This is a genomic window from Micromonospora sp. DT47 (assembly GCF_049844475.1).
In the GTDB taxonomy this organism is placed as follows: domain Bacteria; phylum Actinomycetota; class Actinomycetes; order Mycobacteriales; family Micromonosporaceae; genus Micromonospora.
This window is the reverse complement of sequence record NZ_JBNCLC010000002.1, coordinates 430819-448304: the sequence shown is the minus strand read 5'-3', so window position 1 is coordinate 448304 and position 17486 is coordinate 430819. Positions and strand designations below refer to the sequence as shown.

11 protein-coding genes are annotated in these 17486 nt (G+C 71.9%); 6 read left to right on the top strand and 5 right to left on the bottom strand.

Annotated elements, in window-relative coordinates:
* Positions 1–46 precede the first annotated feature (46 nt).
* The 5 genes from ACLQ2U_RS04665 to ACLQ2U_RS04645 form a co-directional block, all read right to left on the bottom strand.
* Positions 47–1114, bottom strand: a complete 1068-nt coding sequence (locus ACLQ2U_RS04665) for an NADH:flavin oxidoreductase/NADH oxidase (RefSeq protein WP_425749266.1) — start codon at positions 1112–1114, stop codon at positions 47–49.
* A gap of 65 nt (positions 1115–1179) precedes the next feature.
* Entirely contained in the window at positions 1180–2478 is a 1299-nt protein-coding gene (locus tag ACLQ2U_RS04660) for a dicarboxylate/amino acid:cation symporter (protein ID WP_425749343.1), read from the bottom strand.
* A gap of 265 nt (positions 2479–2743) precedes the next feature.
* Complete coding sequence (locus tag ACLQ2U_RS04655; RefSeq protein ID WP_425749265.1) at positions 2744–7102, bottom strand: FG-GAP-like repeat-containing protein; 4359 nt, start codon at positions 7100–7102, stop codon at positions 2744–2746.
* A 196-nt stretch (positions 7103–7298) separates the two neighbouring features.
* Positions 7299–7964: a DUF998 domain-containing protein gene (locus ACLQ2U_RS04650; protein ID WP_425749264.1), complete on the bottom strand. Its 666-nt coding sequence runs from the start codon at positions 7962–7964 to the stop codon at positions 7299–7301.
* Positions 7957–8922 (bottom strand): glutathione S-transferase family protein, encoded by a 966-nt coding sequence (locus ACLQ2U_RS04645; protein ID WP_425749263.1) that lies wholly within the window; start codon positions 8920–8922, stop codon positions 7957–7959. Before ACLQ2U_RS04645 ends, ACLQ2U_RS04650 begins: the two co-directional genes overlap by 8 nt.
* A gap of 108 nt (positions 8923–9030) precedes the next feature.
* Between ACLQ2U_RS04645 and pcaF the strand changes: the two genes are divergently transcribed.
* From pcaF to ACLQ2U_RS04615, 6 genes are all read left to right on the top strand, one after another.
* On the top strand, positions 9031–10236 hold the full coding sequence (gene pcaF / locus ACLQ2U_RS04640; RefSeq protein ID WP_425749262.1) for a 3-oxoadipyl-CoA thiolase: 1206 nt from the start codon (positions 9031–9033) through the stop codon (positions 10234–10236).
* Positions 10237–10423: 187 nt separating this feature from the next.
* Positions 10424–11242 carry an SAM-dependent methyltransferase gene (locus ACLQ2U_RS04635; protein WP_425749261.1) on the top strand — a complete coding sequence of 273 codons (819 nt, stop codon included), beginning with the start codon at positions 10424–10426 and terminating at the stop codon, positions 11240–11242.
* Between the two features lie 6 nt (positions 11243–11248).
* Positions 11249–13414, top strand: a complete 2166-nt coding sequence (locus ACLQ2U_RS04630) for a putative bifunctional diguanylate cyclase/phosphodiesterase (protein ID WP_425749260.1) — start codon at positions 11249–11251, stop codon at positions 13412–13414.
* Positions 13415–13460: 46 nt separating this feature from the next.
* On the top strand, positions 13461–13961 hold the full coding sequence (locus ACLQ2U_RS04625; protein WP_425749259.1) for a DUF456 domain-containing protein: 501 nt from the start codon (positions 13461–13463) through the stop codon (positions 13959–13961).
* A 364-nt stretch (positions 13962–14325) separates the two neighbouring features.
* Positions 14326–15918 carry an amino acid permease gene (locus ACLQ2U_RS04620; RefSeq protein ID WP_425749258.1) on the top strand — a complete coding sequence of 531 codons (1593 nt, stop codon included), beginning with the start codon at positions 14326–14328 and terminating at the stop codon, positions 15916–15918.
* A gap of 131 nt (positions 15919–16049) precedes the next feature.
* Positions 16050–17417: a glutamine synthetase family protein gene (locus ACLQ2U_RS04615; RefSeq protein ID WP_425749257.1), complete on the top strand. Its 1368-nt coding sequence runs from the start codon at positions 16050–16052 to the stop codon at positions 17415–17417.
* Positions 17418–17486: the final 69 nt, after the last annotated feature.

Sequence of the window (17486 nt, the reverse complement as noted above, 5' to 3'; positions counted from 1 at the left end):
CGGCCCCAGGGTCGGGGCCGTGCCCGGCGTGAGGCCGGGGGTCGGGTCAGAAGGCGCGGAGGTACTGGGCGGGCCAGTCGGGTTCGGCGCCGAGCTTGGCGGCGGCGCAGCGCGGCCAGTACGGGTCGCGCAGCAGTTCGCGGCCGAGCAGCACCAGGTCCGCCTCGCCGCCGGCGACGATCTCCTCGGCCTGCTCCGGCTCGACGATCAGGCCGACCGCGCCGGTGAGCACCCCGGCGTCGCGCCGGATCCGGGCGGCGAGGGGCACCTGGTAGCCGGGGCCGACCGGGATGGCCGCCCCGGCCGACGCGCCACCGGAGGAGGCGTCCACCAGGTCCACCCCGGCGGCGGCCAGCTCCGCGGCGAGCACCACGCTGTCCTCGACGGTCCAGCCGCCCTCGACCCAGTCGGTCGCCGAGATCCGGGTCAGCACCGGCACGTCCTCGCCGACCGCCGCGCGGACCGCCCGGGCCACCTCCAGGGCCAGCCGCATCCGGGCGTCCCGGTCGCCGCCGTACCCGTCGGTCCGGTGGTTGGTCAGCGGGGAGAGGAACTCGTGCAGCAGGTAGCCGTGCGCGGCGTGGATCTCCACCGCGGTGAAGCCGGCATCGATCGCCCGGCCGGCGGCGGTGGCGAACGCGGACACCACCCCGGCGATCCCGGCTTCGTCCAGCGCCGTCGGCTCCCGGTAGTCGGGGACGAACGGCTCGGCGCCCGGGCCGACCGGGGTCCAGCCCCCCTCGGTGTCCGGTACGCCGCCCCGCCGCGGCGCCCACGGCCGGTAGGTGGACGCCTTGAACCCGGCGTGCGCCAGCTGCACGGCCGGCACCGCGCCCTGGGCGGCGATGAAGCCGGTGACCGGCCGCCAGGCGTCCACGTGCGCGCCGGACCAGAGCCCGGTGTCCTGCGGGCTGATCCGCCCCTCGGGGACCACCGCGGTGGCCTCGGTGACGATCAGGCCGGCGCCGCCGACGGCGCGCGAGCCGAGGTGGACGCGGTGCCAGTCGGTGGGCAGCCCGTCCGGGCCGGCGCTGTACTGGCACATCGGCGCCATGGCGACCCGGTTGGGCAGGGTGACCGCGCGCAGGGCCAGCGGAGTGAACAGGGCACTCATGGGGTGATCCTCCTTCGGCGAAGAAGGAGGGCCCGGTCAGGGGCCCTCCTTCTTCAGCGGCGTTGTCAGGCGGGGACGGGAGCCAGCTCGTCAGAGCGGGCCGGCCGCTCGGTCTCCTCGGCGTCGACCAGCTCGCGCCGGCCGGCCTGGTCGTACGCGGCCCGGTCCAGGGTGCCCTCGCGGGCGGCGACGATGGTCGGCACCAGGGCCTGCCCGGCCACGTTGGTGGCGGTGCGGATCATGTCCAGGATCGGGTCGATCGCCAGCAGCAGGCCCACGCCGGCCAGCGGCAGGCCCAGCGTGCTCAGGGTCAGGGTGAGCATCACGATCGCGCCGGTCAGGCCGGCGGTGGCGGCCGAGCCGACCACCGAGACGAAGGCGATCAGCAGGTAGTCGGTGACTCCCAGGTCCACCCCGAAGACCTGCGCCACGAAGATCGCCGCCAGGGCCGGGTAGATCGCCGCGCAGCCGTCCATCTTCGTGGTGGCGCCGAAGGGCACCGCGAAGGAGGCGTACTCGCGGGGAACGCCGAGCCGCTCGACCGAGCGCTGGGTCACCGGCATGGTGCCCACCGAGGAACGGGACACGAAGGCCAGTTCGATGGCCGGCCAGGCACCGGCGAAGAAGCGCAGCGGGTTGAGCCGGCCGGCGGCCACCAGCAGCAGCGGGTAGACCACGAACAGCACGATCGCGCAGCCGACGTAGACGGCGGTGGTGAACTTGGCGAGCGGGGCGAGCAGGTCCCAGCCGTAGGAGGCGACGGCGTTGCCGATCAGGCCGAGGGTGCCGATCGGGGCGAGCCGGATCACCCACCAGAGCGCCTTCTGCACGATGCTCAGCACCGAGCGGTTGAACTCGACGAACGGCTCGGCGGCCTGGCCGACGAGCAGCGCGGCGGCGCCGACCACCAGGGCGAGGAAGACGATCTGGAGCACGCTGCCCTCGACGAACGCGCCGACCGGGTTGGTCGGCACGATGCCGGTGAGGAAGTCGGTCCACGAGCCGGCCTTCTTCGGCGCGCTCGCCGCGGCGGTGTCGAGCGAGACGCCGCGACCCGGATCGGTGAGCAGGCCGAGGCCGATGCCGATGCTCACCGCGATCAGCGCGGTGATGCCGAACCAGAGCAGCGTCTTCAGCGCCAGCCGGGCGGCGTTGGCCACGCCGCGCAGGCTGACCACGCTGACCACGATGGCGGTGAAGACCAGCGGCGGGACGGCCAGCTTGAGCAGCTGGACGAAGAGGCCGCCGACGGTGTCGAGGGTGCTGGTCAGCCAGCTCAGGTCGTTGGCGCGGGCCAGGAAGCCGAGCGCCACACCGAGTACGAGGCCGAGGAGGATCTGTACGGAAAAGGGGATCTTGCGCAGGGCGGAAGCCATGAGGATGTGTCCAAGGTCTGGTGGGTACGGGGCAGCGTCAGGAACGAGGCTGCGCCGGACAGACGCCGCTGGCCTGCAGTCGGAGGTCGACGTACAGGCGCACGGTGAGGTGCCAGACGTTGGTCATCACCTGCCGAGGCTACTTCCAGCCGGCATGCAGGTGGAAGGACCGATCGGCGTGAGGCTCCTTACATGGTGCGCCGGCCGCCCGGTGCCGGAGTCGTAGCTCCGGACCGGACGGCCGCCACCACTGCTAACCGATCGCCGCCGCGGCGGTCGTGGTCCAGCCGCTGGCGACCTGGACCCGGTTGTTGAATCCGAGGCTGCCGTTGTTGGCGTACAGCCAGACGTTGCCGCTCGAGTCGGCGGCCACGACGTCGGGACGTCCATCCCCGTTCAGATCCGTCACCATCACCCGGTAGGAGCTCCAACCGGTGCCGATCTGCTTACGGGTACCGAGCATTGCCAACCCCGACTGACCCGTGTTCGGGTAGAGCCAGAAGTCGCCCGCGCTGTCGATCCCCATGACGTCGTCGAGCCCGTCGCCATTGAAGTCGGCCGGGAAGATCCGGAAGTTACTCCATCCGCCGCTTCCGACGAGGACCTTGCAGCAGCCGTCGGGGTAGTAGAAGAGCTGCCCGGTCGATTTCTTGATGCCGAAGTGGTCCGGTCGGGTGTCTCCGTCGGCGTGCCCGGTGGCGTGGGTGTAGTCGCCCCACTGCACACCGATCTGCTGCCGCTGAGCGTAACTCGGCGCGCCGCTGACGTTGGGGTACACCCAGAGCGCGCCGCTGCTGTCGACGCCCACCATGTCCGCCAGGCCGTCCTGGGTCCAGTCCTGGACGTCCCACCGCCACGTCGACCAGCCGGTGCCGATCTTCACCGCGGTGCCAAAGGTGGACATGCCGCCGTTGCCGGTGTTGGGGTGCAGCCAGAGACCCCCGGAAGAGTCCGTCCTGACCACGTCCGCCCGTCCGTCCCCGTTGAAGTCGTGGGGGGCGTGCGCGGGCTTGAGGATGACCCGGTCCCACGTCTGGGTCAGGGAGAGCTGAGCCTTGAGGTAGTTACCGATGGTGCTGGTGCCGGTCTTCTGACCGCCCATGCGCAGGGCGCCGGTCGCGTTCCAGGTCGTGGTGTGCGACGCGGATCCCGCGCTGCGCTCGTTCACGTACAGGAACATCGTGCTCAGGTTGCCACCGCCGGGGCTGAAGACGGCGGTCAGCCGGGTCCACACGCCGAGCCGGACGCTGTTGGCTCCGGCGCTGGCCGTGTCCCAGACGGGGCTGGCGACATCACTGCGCGACATGGCGAATCGCCACGAGCTGTCGCTCGCCTCGGCCCAGACCCGGAATCCGGCGGTGTTGGTGCCGTCCTGCGACACGACCGTGCCGCCGGTGGCGGTGGGCTTCACCCAGACCGAGACGGAGAAGGCGGCCTGAGTGTTCACGGCCTGGCCTGCCGTGGCCATGCTCCCGGTGCCGCTCATCTCGATATCGGGGTCGAAGAGATCCCCGGTGTTCGGGGAGACCGTCCCGGTGGGGGTGGCGTGCAGCGTTCCCACGGCGTCATGCGCGGTCGTCGACGTGTCCGTCAGGTCGTTGAGGTACCACGCGTGGTTAGCGGTGACGACCGTCTGCGCGGGCTGGGCGGTGATCGAGCCCGTGCCACCGGTGAGGTTGGTGACGTACCAGGCCGTGCTGGCCGCCGCCGTGCCCACGGCCCACAGGTCGGGGGTGCCGTCGGTGTTGATGTCGGCGGCGCGCAGGGTGAGGTTGGCGCCGGTGTTCCAGGTGGGCAGGGCGTAGGCGGTGTAGGTGAGTTGGCCGGTGTCGGGGTTGACGGTGAGGTCGGTCCACAGGTGCAGGGCGCCGGTGGTGCGGTTCCACAGGAACATGGCGGTGCCGCCGGTCAGCTGGGCGGTGGTGATGGTCCAGTTGTTCCAGTCGGTGCCGCCGGTCGGGGTGAGGGCGGTGGTGTAGAAGGTGCCGATGTAGCCGCCGGTCATGCCGACGTTCGGGTAGTAGGTGAGGTAGTACCCGGTGGTGGCGTCGCCGCTGGTGCCGATGAGGTCGGGGTAGGGGGAGTCGAGGCGGCGGCTGTCACCGGCGTTGGCGAGCTGGATCGGCTGGGTGCCGTTCGGGTCGAGGAGCTGGTCGCGGAAGATGCTCTGCTGGTTGCCGCTGAGCTTGGCCTGGATGATGGAGCCGTCGCCGTTGGCGCGCAGGATGCCGGCGCCGCCCGGGTTGACCCCGCCGGGGTAGTAGACGAGGACGTCCTGGAGGCCGGTCCCGCCGAAGCGGCCGGTGATCGCCTGGCCGCCGTCGAAGTCGGCGGGTGAGTTGTCCTCGGTCACGCCGTTGCCGTTGCCGCCGATGTTGGACGCGACCGTGTCGATGCCGCCCCCGCCCGTGCCCGGAGCCAGCCAGAGTCCCGACGGCATGCCGTTGGTCGCACCCACGGTGAGCAGGTCGGCGGCGTCATCGCCGGTGAGGTCCGCGTCGACCGCGGTTGCCGCGGGGTCGGCATTGAAGGTCTTGCTGGCGCTGTCACCGATGTTGCCGCCGGCGGAGAGGCTGGTGACGGTGACGGTGTTGGTGAACCGGGTGGGCGACAGGGTGATCGAGGCGCTGCCGTCGGTTTGCGCGGTCACCTGGACCGGGGCACCGGCGTTCAGTTGGTACAGGTAGCCGCTGGGGGTGGTGATGTTGTTGCCCTTGGTGATGGTGAAGGTGGTGGGTTGGCCGATGGTGGCGCCGGTGGTGGGGTCGCTGACGGTGGGTTGGCCGGGTCGGGTGGGGTCGAAGGTGAATTTGCAGGGGTCGGACCAGTCGCTGGGGGTGCGGAAGTCGGTGGCTTGGACTTTCCAGGAGAAGCTGGTGATGGCGCCGGCGGCGGCGGTGCGGAGTTTGTCGACGCCGACGATGAGGACGCCGGTGCTGCCGGAGGAGTAGGTGAGCAGGTTGGGGTCGGAGGTGGCGATGGCGGTTTGGGTGGTGTCGCTGGTCTTCCAGACTTTGAAGGTGACGCCGAGGGTGCCGCCGTTGCGGTCGGAGACGGGGGCGTAGAGGGAGACGGCGGCGTCACCGACGGTGGTGCCGACGGCGCAGGTGGTTTTGGGGGAGGTGGTCAGGCCGGTGGGCTTGTTCGGTTTGTGGTTGTAGCGGATGGTCAGCGTGGGGCTGGTCTCCAGGAATTCCTTCCAGCTCTGGGGGTCGCTGGCCTCGTTGGCGGCGACCATCCACAGAGTGCGGGTCGGCTTCTTGGCCGCGACGTCGGCTTCGATCTGGTTGGTGATGTTGAAGGAGACGGCGTTGGCGTCGCAGCCGCTGTAGCCGTATGCGAAGCTCTTCGACGCGATCGCGCTGCCCTTGCTGACGCCCTCCCAGTAGTTCCAGGTGGCGTTGGACGACGACAGCGTGCTGCTGGGGCCGTAGATGTAGACGGTCTTGTCGGTGCAGCTCCACGACCGGGTGTTGGTGATCTTGAACATCGCGTCGTAGATCTCGGCGCCGGCCAGAGTGCTGTAGGGCACCGGGAAGTTGATCAGCGTGTTGGAGCGCTGCTCGCCGGAGTTGCCGACCTGCATCCGCCCGGCCGGGTCGGGGGTGTCCTTCCAGTAGTTGGAGGACTGGTGCTGGTAGGAGATGCTCGACCAGCCGGACATCTTCGGTCCGACCGGGGTCCAGGTGAAGGTGGGGTCGATGTAGACGGGGTAGGCCGTCTTCGCGTCGTGGAGCAGGGCCTGGTTCGGGGTGAGGCGCAGTTTGCCGGCGGCGACCTTCACCCCGATGGGGGCGGTGCGGGCGGCCCGGCCGGGCGCGGCGTTGCTGGACGCCGCCTCCCGCTGGGCCGGTCCGGCCTGCGCGGTGGCGGTGGAGTCCCACATGGTCGGTGCCGGGGCGGTGAGCACGGCCTGGCCGGCGCGGTCGCGGCCGGTGATGTTGCCGGTGGTGTCGGCGGTGAGGGTGATGCCCTTGGTGGTGGTGGCCAGGTCGAGGGCGTCGAGTTTCGGGTTGCCGGCGGCCTGCCGGTTCTTGACCACGAAGACGTGGGAGAAGGAGCCTTCACCGTTGACCCGGACGGTCAGGTCGACGCCGGGCAGGACTTCGGCGTAGGTGGCGGTCGGCCCGGACAGGGTGGGTGTCGGCAGTGCCAGCGGTGCGGTGACCGACAGTGCCCGGTCACCGCTGGTCATCTCCGCGAGGGGGCCGGTGCCGCCGGCGGAGAGGCGGACCTGGTTGGTGGTGACGGCGGCGGTGATGCTGCCGTCGGCGTGCCGGACCAGCGTCGGGTCGAGTGCCTTCCACTGACCGTTCACCCGGGTGCGGGTCGGTACGGCGGACTGGGTCAGCTCGACCGTGCCGTCCGGACGGGCGGTGTACGTCGACGTCGACGTGCCGGCGGCCGTCGCCTCGACCGGCTTACCGCCGCGCTTCGCCTGGACCATGGCCTGGTCCACGCTGAGGGAGGTGGCGGCCGGCTCCCCCTTCGGGGCGGGCGCCGCGGTGACGGGCGCGGAGGAGAGGGTGACCGCGGCGGTGCCGAGGAACAGGCCCGCCGCCGCCGTGCATGCGATCAGGCGTCGAGGATGCGGAGATCGTTTTCTGGGCATCACAAGGTGGCTCCCCCCGTGTGTGACCCGGATGCGCGGTCGCGCGTCCGGTGAGCGGCCACAGTGAAGCAGTTCCCGTCGACTTCGCGGAACGCCGACGGTCACCCGGGGTTGTCCGTTTCGAACTTACTGCGATGGATTTGCTCGGTCGGCACTGGCCCGTTGTTGCCGATTCGTTACCGGCGGGGCGCCTTCATCACCTTCGATCCCGTACCGAGGCGTCGACCGTCGCGTCGGTGTGCTGCCGGCCGGCCAGGGCAAGGCGGGTGGCGGTGGCGAGCCCCCACGCTGCGGCGAGCGCGAGCAGCAGCCGCTCCAGCATGCCGACCAGAGCGCCCCGGCCGACGACGAGCATCGCCAGGCCCACCGCCCCGGCCAGTGGCAGCGCCACCGCCACGCCGAGGCGGGCGAGGAGGCGCAGCCGGGGTGCCGCGGCGGGGAGGAACGCCAGCGCCAGCATCGCGAAGACCACCGCCGCAACCGCCGCGATGCTCGCCCCGCCGTGCACCAGGTCCGCCACCGTGGCCGCCTCGAAGGGCGGCAGCGGACAGCCGGCACTGCACGTCACCGCGCCGGAGAGCAGGGTGAACAGGCTGCCCGTGCCGAGCAGCGCCGCCGCGGCCCGCAGCGCCGGAGGCAGCGCCGTGGCGAGCAGCAGCAGCGCCGCGGCCAGGGCGAACACCCCGATCCGGTACGCCGGGGCGTAGCCGCTGCCGGCGATGCCGGCCTCGCTGACGTACCCGGTCAGACCCGGACCGGGACCGGCGACCACGGCGACGGTCACCGCGACCGTGCCGGCCAGCACGCAGCCGGCGGCGGCCGACGCGGCGGCGGCGCGGGCGGTCGTGGTGGTCTCAGGCACGCCCGTGCGGCGAGGTCCAGCCGCGCAGGTCCGGGCCGAGCGGCACGATGCCGCTCGGGTTGATCTGCCGGTGCGTGTAGTAGTAGTGCCGCTTGATGTGGTCGAAGTCCACCGTCTCCCCGAATCCGGACGTCTGGAACAGGTCCCGGGCGTACGCCCAGAGCACCGGCATCTCGGTGAGCTTCTGCCGGTTGCACTTGAAGTGCCCGTGGTACGCCACGTCGAAGCGGACCAGCGTGGTGAACAGCCGCACGTCCGCCTCGGTGATCGCGTCGCCCATCAGGTAGCGGCGCCCGGCCAGCCGCTCCGACAGCACGTCCAGCCGGGCGAAGAGCGCGGTGTACGCCTCGTCGTACGCCTCCTGCGAGGTGGCGAAGCCGCACCGGTAGACGCCGTTGTTGACGTCCCGGTGGATCTCCGCCATCAGCGCGTCCATCTCCGGGCGCAGCTCCACCGGGTAGAGGTCCGGCGCGTCCGGCTTGTGGAACCGGCGCCACTCGGTGGAGAAGTCCAGCGTGAGCCGCGGGTAGTCGTTGGTGACCACCCGCCCGGTCAGCGTGTCCACCAGCGCCGGCACGGTCACCCGCCCCATGTAGTCCTGGTCGGTGGCCAGGTACGCCTCCGAGAGGAAGCTGATGCCGAGCACCGGGTCGAAGCCGTCCGCGTCGAGCGCGAACCGCCAGCCCCGCTCGTCCCGGATCGGGTCGACCGTGCCGAGTGAGATGACGTCCTCCAGGCCGAGCAGCCCCCGGACGATCCGGGCCCGGTGCGCCCACGGGCAGGCCCGGCACCAGATCAGCCGGTAGCGGCCCGCCGCCAGCGGCCAGCGGTCCTGGTCGTCCGGGCCGCCGCCGGGCGGGGACGTCGAGTGCGGAGTGACCCGACCGGTGAATCGGTTGGGCTGGCGGACGAACTCGCCGCCGCCGGCGGTCTCTGCGCTGAACTGGGCCCGGGCCATGCCCCCAACCTAACCGCTCGCCGCGCGGATATCCTGGCGCCGGACGTCCCCGCGACCCGGGCGACGCCGCCACCCGAGCCCCTTCCCACCCCCCGAAGGACAGCGCTGATGACCGTGGCATACCTCGTGGCCGGAGTCCGCACCCCGATCGGCCGGTACGCCGGCGCCCTCGCCGGGGTACGCCCCGACGACCTCGCCGCCCACGTGATCCGGGAGCTGGTCGCCCGCCATCCCTCGGTGGACTGGGCCCGCACCGACGACGTCATCCTCGGCTGCGCCAACCAGGCCGGCGAGGACAACCGCAACGTGGCCCGGATGGCGGCGCTGCTCGCCGGCCTGCCCGAGGAGGTCTCCGGCAGCACGGTCAACCGGCTCTGCGGCAGCGGCCTGGACGCCCTCGCCACCGCCGCCCGCTCCATCGTGGCCGGGGAGGCCGACCTGATGGTCGCCGGCGGGGTGGAGAGCATGAGCCGCGCCCCGTTCGTGATGCCGAAGGCGACCACCGCGTTCTCCCGCGCCGCCGACGTGTACGACACCACCATCGGCTGGCGGCTGGTCAACCCGCTGATGGAGAAGGGCTGGGGCATCGACTCGATGCCGGAGACCGCGGAGAACGTGGCCGCCGAGTTCGGCGTGGACCGCGCCGCGCAGGACGAGTTCGCGCTCCGCTCCCAGCAGCGGGCCGCCAAGGCGCAGGCCGACGGCCGGCTCGCCGAGGAGATCGTGCCGGTGACCGTGCCGGCCGGGCGGCGGGAGACGAAGCTGATCGAGGTCGACGAGCACCCCCGGGAGACCTCCCTGGAGAAGCTCGCCGCGTTGCCCACCCCGTTCCGTGCGGGCGGCACGGTGACCGCCGGCAACTCCTCCGGCGTCAACGACGGCGCCGTCGCGCTGCTGGTCGCCTCCGAGGCCGCGGTGGCCCGGTACGGCCTCACCCCCCTCGCGCGGATCAGCGGCGCCGCCGCGGCCGGCGTACCGCCCCGGATCATGGGCATCGGCCCGGTGCCGGCCACCCGCAAGCTGCTCGACCGGCTCGGCGTCGGGCTCGGCGACGTCGACGTGATCGAGCTGAACGAGGCGTTCGCCGCGCAGGGCATCGCCGTGCTCCGCGAACTGGGCCTGCCGGAGGACGCCGAACACGTCAACCCCAACGGCGGCGCCATCGCGCTCGGCCACCCGCTCGGCGCCAGCGGCGCCCGGCTCGCGCTGACCGCCGCGCTGGAGCTGCGCCGCCGGGGCGGCCGGCGGGCGCTGGCCACCATGTGCGTCGGCGTGGGGCAGGGCATCTCGCTGCTGCTGGAGTCGGCGGCCTGAGCAGGCGCCGACCGGTTCCCCGCGCCGTCCGACAGCAGCGGAAAGTGGATCTCCCGTAACCGGGCGTGCGGGCCTAGAGTGGTCAACACCACACGATCGGCAGGGTCGGCCGGTGTGCCTCCGCGTGCTCACGCGCGCCCGGACACCGCTGCCGTCCCGCGCCGCAGCGACGAACTGGGGCGAAGCCATGCAGATGCCGGACGGAACTCCCGCCGAGATCGACCTGAGCCGACCGAGCGCGGCCCGGGTCTACGACTACTTCCTCGGCGGCGCGCACAACTTCGAGATCGACCGGCAGCTTGCCGAGCAGATCGCCAGCATGACGCCGAACCTGGCGGCAACCATGCGCTCCGGCCGGGAGTTCCTGCGCCGCGCCGTCCGGGCGCTGCTCGACGCGGGCATCGACCAGTTCCTCGACATCGGCTCCGGCATCCCGACCGTCGGCAACGTGCACGAGGTCGCCCAGGCGGCGAACCCGAAGGCGCGGATCGTCTACGTCGACATCGACCCGGTGGCCGTGGCACACAGCCGGGAACTCCTCGCCGGCAACGACCAGGCCACCGCGATCCGGGCCGACCTGCGGGAGCCGAAGCTGATCGTGGACGAGGCTCGGGCCAGCGGGATGATCGACTTCGACCGGCCGATGGGCATCCTGCTCGCCGGGGTGGTGCACTTCGTCCCGGACGCCGACCGGCCGGCCGACATCCTGGCCGCCCTGCGGGCCGCCGCCGCGCCCGGCAGCTTCCTGGTCATCTCGCACTCCACCTTCGAGGACCAGCCGCAGGAGATGCTCGACGCCCAGCGGCTGTCGGCGCGTACCGCCACCGAGATCACGCTGCGCTCGCGCGACGAGATCACCGGGTACTTCGGGGACTGGACGATCCTCGAGCCCGGGGTGGTGCACATGCCGCTGTGGCGGCCCGACTCGCCGTCCGACGTGGACGAGCACCCCGAGCGGTTCGGGGCGTTCGGCGGCGTCGCCCGGTACGACCACCCCGCCGGCTGAGCCGACATGTCCGCCGTCCCGGATCCCGGCGGGGGCGACTTCAGCCGCCCGGGGGCCCACGAGTACGCCGCCGAGTGGGCCCACGCCGTGCGCCGACTCGGTTTCGTGCCGCTCAGCGCGGACGAGACCGAGCGACTCCTGCTCGTGCACACCGTACGGCTCGCCCAGGCCGTGCTGGCCGAGGAGTTCTCCGCCGGTCCGGCGGAGGACGTGGGCCGGGCGCTGGTCGAGGCGCACCTGACCGAGCCCGGGGTGCTGGACTGGTCGGCGCACGCCCTCGGTGACCGCTTCCTGGCCCGGGTGCTGCCGGCCCGGGCCGACCTGCCCGAGGCGGCCGACCGGGTGGCCGCGCTGCAGGGCACCCTGGCGGCCGGGTTCGCCCGCGCCCTGCGGGACCGGACGTTCAGCCAACAGGAGCGGATCGCCCGGTCGGCCTGGCAGGCCCGGGACGCGGTGGAGCAGGCGCTGCGGGACAGCGAGGCCCGGTTCCGGGCGGTCTTCACCGGCGCGGCCATCGGGATCGGCATCGCCGGCATCGACGGGCAGATCATCGATGTCAACCAGTCCTTCGCCGACATGCTCGGGTTCACGATCGAGGAGCTGCGGCAGACCAACGTGGCGTCGCTGTTCCATGCCGACGACGCCGCCGGCATGTGGGAGTTCTACCAGGCGCTGATCGAGGGCAAGCACGACAGCGCCCGGGTGGAGAAGCGCTACCACCGCAAGGACGGCAGCATCGTCTGGACCGACCTGGCCGTCTCGCTGATCCGGCACGACGACGGTCGCCCCCGGTTCACCGTGGCGATGATCGAGGACATCACCGAACGGTACGAACTCCAGCAGCGGCTCCGGTTCCAGGCGCTGCACGACCCGCTCACCGGCCTGCCCAACCGGACGCTCTTCTTCGAGACGTTGGGGCAGCTCTTCGAGACCGCCGGGCCCGAGCAGCGGATCGGCGTCTGCTTCCTCGACCTGGACGGCTTCAAGGCGGTCAACGACAGCTTCGGGCACGACCTCGGCGACCGGCTGCTGGTCACCATCGCCCGCCGGTTGGCCGACTGCGTGGCCGGGCAGGGTCACCTGGTGGCCCGGATGGGCGGCGACGAGTTCGTCATCCTGGTGCACGGCGGGGAGGGGCTCGACGACGCCGTCGGCGTCGCCGAGCTGGCCCTCGCCGCGGTCTCCGCCCCGATGCTCGTCGGCGACCAGCAGCTCGCCGTCTCCGCCAGCGTCGGCGTGGTCGAGTGCCCGACCGCCGAGACCAGCGTCTCGGAGCTGATGAAGGCCGCCGACACCACCCTCTACTGGGCCAAGGCCGAGGGCCGTGGCCGGTGGGCGGTGTACGACCCGGAGCGCAGCGCCGCCGACATCGCCCGGTCCGCGCTCGCCGCCGGCCTGCCGGCCGCCCTGGACCGGGGCGAGTTCGTGGTCCACTACCAGCCGATCGTCTCGCTGCTGGACGGCTCGATGCTGGCCGTGGAGGCGCTGGTCCGCTGGCGCCACCCGGTGCTGGGCCTGATCGGGCCGGACCGGTTCATCGGGCTGGCCGAGGAGACCGGCCTGATCGTCCGGCTCGGCGAGTGGGTGCTCGGGCAGGCGTGCCGGGACGCGCAGGGCTGGCACCGCGAGTTCCCGCGCGCGGGGCTGGTGGTGAGCGTCAACCTGGCCGCCCGGCAGGCCGACGATCCGGCCATCGTGGACACCGTGGCCGCGGTGCTCGCCCGGACCGGTCTGCCCGCCGAGCTGTTGCAGCTGGAGCTGACCGAGAGCGCGGTGATGGGTACCGCCGGGGAGCCGCTGCGGTCGCTGCACCGCCTCGCCGGGCTGGGCGTACGGCTGGCCATCGACGACTTCGGCACCGGGTACTCGAACCTGGCGTACCTGCGCCGGCTGCCGATCCACTGCCTGAAGCTGGCCGGCCCGTTCGTGGAGGGGATCCGCGCCGACGACCGGGACGCCCCGGCCGATCACCGCGACGAGCGGATCGTGGACGCGCTGGTACGGCTGGCGCACGCGCTGGAGCTGTGGGTGACCGCGGAGGCGGTGGAGACCGGGGCGCAGGCCGAGCGGTTGCGGGCGCTGCGCTGCGACAACGGTCAGGGGCGCTGGTTCGGTCCGCCGGCCCGGGCGGAGGCGATCACCGCCCGGTTGCGCGGGGAGGCGGCGGCGTGAGTGGGCCGTACCCCGGTGGAGCCCGGCGGTGGCGGGGGAGGGCGACGTGGGCCTGACGGATTCGCAGGCGGCGGTGTCGGTGGTGGCCGCGCTCGCCATCCTGGCCGGGCTGGCCGGCGTGGTGGTGCCCGGGCTGCCGGCGCTGCCGCTGTGCTGGGGCGGAGTGCTGGTCTGGGCGCTCTTCGGCGGCGCCGGCCCCGGCCGGTGGGCGGTGCTCGCCGCGGCCACCGTGGTCGCCGCCGGCGGCGCGGTGGTCAAGTACGCCTGGCCGGGGCGCAACCTGAAGCGGACCGGGGTGCCGACGTCGTCGCTGCTCGCCGGCGGGGCGTTGGGGCTGGTCGGGTTCTTCGTCATCCCGGTGGTGGGGCTGGTGCTGGGGTTCGTCGGCGGGGTGTGGAGCGCCGAGCGGCTGCGGCTGGGCAGCAACCAGCTCGCCTGGCCGGCGACCGTGCAGGCGCTCAAGGCGGCCGGACTGTCGATGATGGTGGAGTTTTTCGCCGGCCTGACCATCGCCGCTCTCTGGGTCGCCGGCCTGCTGCTCACCTGACCGGTCGGGACCGGAGATCGACTCCGCGTCGCTGAGGTGGCGGCATCCCGGCTGGTCCGACACCGCCATATCGCCAAGCAGGATCACCTGCGGGGGGCGGCGGCGCGGGGCGCCCGTCGGGTACGGCGGATCGCCGTACGTGAGAGAGAGGTGGGCACCCCGCGCCGTCGCGGACCGGGCGTTGCCGAGCGCCCGGTGGAGGCCCGTCGCGATCGGGCCTGGTCACGAGGTCAAGGATGCGGCCCGACCGGCCCGCGTGGCAACGCAATTTGCGAGTTCTGCACAGGCGATGGATTGACCATTGTGATCGACGGGACGAGACTCGGGCGCACTCGTACCGGAGATCACCTCCAGGGGGTGTGCAGTGGCCACGACGCCCGCGCCGACCGCCGAGCAACCGATGGACGACGACGCCCGACGGCTCGCCGAACTCGGTTACCAGCAGGAGCTGCACCGCAAGTGGAGCGGCTTCTCCAACTTCGCCATCTCGTTCTCGATCATCTCGATCCTGGCCGGCTGCTTCACCACGTTCGGTCAGGCCTGGAACAACGGCGGCCCGGTCGCCATCTCCTGGGGCTGGCCGCTGATCTCGCTGTTCATCCTGATCATCGGCTTCTGCCTGGCCGAGCTGGTCTCGGCGTACCCGACCGCTGGCGGCATCTACTGGTGGGCGGCGAAGATGGGTCGGCCGGTGCACGGCTGGTTCACGGGCTGGCTCAACCTGATCGGGCTGGTCGCGGTCACCGCCTCGGTGGACTACGGCTGCGCCACCTTCCTCAACCTCACCCTGTCGGCGCTCTTCGACGGCTGGGAGGGGACGCTGCGCCAGGCGTTCCTGCTGTTCGTGGTCATCCTGGCGCTGCATGGGCTGATCAACATCTTCGGGCACCGGATCATCGACGTACTCCAGAACGTCTCGGTCTGGTGGCACGTGGCCGGCGCGGCCGCCGTGGTGGCCATCCTGCTGCTCGTCCCGGACGACCACCAGAGCTTCCGGTTCGTCTTCACCGAGCGGTTCAACAACTCCGGCTTCGGCGACGGCGACACCGGGGGACTGACCTTCTGGTTCTACGTGCTGCCGCTGGGCTTCCTGCTCACCCAGTACACGATCACCGGCTTCGACGCCTGCGCGCACGTCTCCGAGGAGACCCGGGGCGCCTCGCAGGCCGCCGCCCGCGGCCTCTGGCGGTCGATCTTCTATTCGGCGGTCGGTGGCTGGATCCTGCTGCTGGCCTTCCTCTTCGCCGCCACCGACGTGGACGCGATCAACAAAGCCGACGGCTTCTCCGGCGCCATTTTCGAGTCCGCGCTGACCCCGTTCTTCTTCAAGACGGTCATCATCATCTCCACCATCGGCCAGTTCTTCTGCGGGATGAGCTGCGTGACGTCAATGTCCCGGATGGCGTACGCGTTCAGCCGGGACCGGGCGGTGCCCGGCTGGCGGCTCTGGTCCCGGGTGGACCGCAACGGCACCCCGGTCAACGCGATCATCGCTGCGACGGTGGCCGGCATGGTGCTCACCCTGCCGGCGCTCTACGAGAGCCCGTCCGGCATCCCGGTGGCCTTCTACGCGGTGGTCTCGGTGGCGGTGATCGGGCTCTATCTGTCCTTCGTCATCCCGATCGCGCTGCGGCTGCGGATGGGTGACCGGTTCCAGCCCGGGCCATGGACGCTCGGCCCGAAGTACAAGCTGCTCGGCTGGATCGCGGTGATCGAGATCGCCGTCATCTCGGTCTACTTCGTGCTGCCGATCGTGCCCGCCGGGGTGCCCGGCCACGCCGACTTCAGCTGGTCGGCGGTGAACTACGCACCGATCGCGGTCGGCGGGGTGCTGCTCGGCGTGGCCGTCTGGTGGTACGCCTCGGCGCGGAAGTGGTTCACCGGCCCCCGCCGTACCGTCGACGTGCCGGCACCGCGGGCGGCGGCGGACGGCGCGCCGGCCGACGAGCCGGCCTGACCGGCCGTGACGCGGATCCGGCGCCGGCCCGGCGCCGGATCCGACCAGCCGATCCCGTTTGCCGGACCGGTCGACCGGGGCATTGACGATGATCAGGTCAACGAGTAGACCTTGGTGATGGAGGCGAGCCGATGAGGAAAGCTCCGCTCACGCTGGAACAGCTCCGGGTCGCCGTCGCCGAGCGCGAGATCGACACCGTGGTGCTCGCCCTGGTCGACATGCAGGGCCGCTTGCAGGGCAAGCGGTTCCACGCCCCCTACTTCCTCGACCAGGTGGTCGCCCACGGCAGCGAGGGTTGCAACTACCTGCTCGCCGTGGACGTCGACATGAACACCGTCGACGGGTACGCGATGTCGAGCTGGGAACGCGGCTACGGCGACTTCGCCATGGTGCCGGACTTCGACACCCTGCGCCGGGTGCCCTGGCAGCCGGGGAGCGCGCTGGTCATCGCCGACCTGGCCTGGCTGGACGGCTCCGGCCCGGTGGTCGCCTCGCCCCGGCAGATCCTGCGCCGGCAGTTGGAGCGGCTGGCCGCCCACGGGCTGACCGCGTACGCGGGCACCGAGCTGGAGTTCGTGCTCTTCCGCGACTCGTACGAGGAGGCGTGGCGGCGCGGATACCGCGAGCTGACCCCGGCGAACCAGTACAACGTGGACTACTCGCTGCTCGGCACCGCCCGGGTGGAGCCGCTGCTGCGCCGGATCCGCACCGAGATGGCCGGCGCGGGGCTGACCCCGGAGAGCGCCAAGGGGGAGTGCAACCTCGGCCAGCACGAGATCGCCTTCCGCTACGACGAGGCGGTGGCCTGCGCCGACCACCACGTGATCTACAAGAACGGGGCGAAGGAGATCGCCGCCCAGGAGGGCATGGCGATCACCTTCATGGCCAAGCCGAACGCCCGGGAGGGCAACTCCTGCCACATCCACTTCTCGCTGCGCGACGCCGACGGCCGGTCCGCCATGCTCGGCGACGGGCCGGCGCACCTCTCCGTCACGGGGCAGCGGGTGCTCGCCGGGCTGCTCGACACGATGCGCGAGTTCAGCCTCTTCTTCGCGCCGAACGTCAACTCCTACAAGCGCTACCAGCCCGGCTCGTTCGCGCCGACCGCGCTGCGCTGGGGCACCGACAACCGCACCTGCGCCTTGCGGCTGGTCGGGCACGGGCAGGGGATGCGGGTGGAGAACCGGGTGCCCGGCGCCGACGTCAACCCGTACCTGGCGATCGCCGCACTGGTGGCGGGCGCGGTGCACGGCATCGAGCGGAAGCTGGTGGAGCTGGGCGAGGAGTGCACCGGCAACGCGTACGACGACCGGCGCGCGGGGCGCGTCCCCGGCACCCTGCGCGACGCCCTCGCCCTCTGGGAAGCCTCCGACCTGGCGAGAGACGCCTTCGGCGACGAGGTCACCGCCCACTACGCCAACCAGGCAAGGGTCGAACTCACCGCCTTCGACGCCGCCGTAACCGACTGGGAACTAACCCGTGGCTTCGAACGCCTCTGAACCCGCCGGCTCCCCGCGATCTTGCACTTTCGGCCCCCGGTTCATGGTGACAAGTGGCATTTGTCGGGG

What these genes read in the sequence shown, in the direction of transcription:
- ACLQ2U_RS04665 (WP_425749266.1), bottom strand. Translation starts at nt 1,114, where the DNA reads ATGAGTGCCCTGTTCACTCCGCTGGCCCTGCGCGCGGTCACCCTGCCC.
- ACLQ2U_RS04655 (WP_425749265.1), bottom strand. Translation starts at nt 7,102, where the DNA reads ATGCCCAGAAAACGATCTCCGCATCCTCGACGCCTGATCGCATGCACG.
- ACLQ2U_RS04645 (WP_425749263.1), bottom strand. Translation starts at nt 8,922, where the DNA reads ATGGCCCGGGCCCAGTTCAGCGCAGAGACCGCCGGCGGCGGCGAGTTC.
- pcaF (WP_425749262.1), top strand. Translation starts at nt 9,031, where the DNA reads ATGACCGTGGCATACCTCGTGGCCGGAGTCCGCACCCCGATCGGCCGG.
- ACLQ2U_RS04635 (WP_425749261.1), top strand. Translation starts at nt 10,424, where the DNA reads ATGCAGATGCCGGACGGAACTCCCGCCGAGATCGACCTGAGCCGACCG.
- ACLQ2U_RS04630 (WP_425749260.1), top strand. Translation starts at nt 11,249, where the DNA reads ATGTCCGCCGTCCCGGATCCCGGCGGGGGCGACTTCAGCCGCCCGGGG.
- ACLQ2U_RS04615 (WP_425749257.1), top strand. Translation starts at nt 16,050, where the DNA reads ATGAGGAAAGCTCCGCTCACGCTGGAACAGCTCCGGGTCGCCGTCGCC.